At 68.6% G+C, this 824-nt stretch carries 1 protein-coding gene; it reads left to right on the top strand.

Annotated features, from left to right (window positions below):
- Positions 1–824: acyl-CoA dehydrogenase family protein (locus A5709_RS06910; RefSeq protein ID WP_068119046.1), on the top strand; the 824-nt coding region annotated here is incomplete at both ends.

Below are 824 nucleotides of genomic sequence, written 5' to 3'. Positions count from 1 at the left end.
CAGTTGGCGTACGCGGACCCGAAGGTCGCGGCCGAAATCTGGGCCGACGACGTCGACACGTGGATGGCCTCGCCGTACGCACCGCAGGGGGTGGCCAGGCCGGTCGACGGTGGGTACATCTTCAACGGCCGCTGGCAGTTCAGCTCGGGCACCGACCACTGCGACTGGATCATCCTGGGCGCGATGCTGGGCGACGACGAGGGAAAGCCGTTGATGCCGCCGCAGATGCTGCACATGATTTTGCCGCGCAAGGACTACGAGATCGTCGAGGACTCGTGGAACGTGGTGGGGCTGCGCGGAACCGGCTCCAAGGACGTCATCGTCTCCGATGCGTTCGTGCCGTCCTACCGGACGATGGACGCGACGAAGGTGATGGACGGCACCGCCCAGCGCGAGGCCGGCATGACCGAACCGCTCTATCTGATGCCGTGGTCGACGATGTTTCCGCTGGGCATCTCGGCGGCCACGATCGGCATCGCCGAAGGGGCCCTGGCCGCGCACCTCGACTACCAGCGCGAGCGCGTCGGCGCCACCGGAACCGCGATCAAGGACGACCCCTACGTCATGTTCGCCATCGGTGAGGCGGCCGCCGACATCAACGCCGCCCGCCAGGAACTGCTGGCCAACGCCGACCGCATCTATGACATGGTCGCCGCCGGCAAGGAGGTGTCGTTCGCCGACCGCGCGGCCGGTCGGCGCACCCAGATCCGCGCGGTGTGGCGCGCGGTGGCGGCGGTCGACGAGATCTTCGCCCGCTCGGGCGGCAACGCGGCCCGCATGGACAAGCCGCTGCAACGGTATTGGCGCGACGTGCATGTCGGCCA

Source organism: Mycobacterium sp. E1386, assembly GCF_001672745.1.
GTDB lineage: Bacteria > Actinomycetota > Actinomycetes > Mycobacteriales > Mycobacteriaceae > Mycobacterium.
The sequence above is the reverse complement of the archived record's forward strand: the minus strand, read 5'-3'. Positions and strand labels throughout refer to the sequence as shown.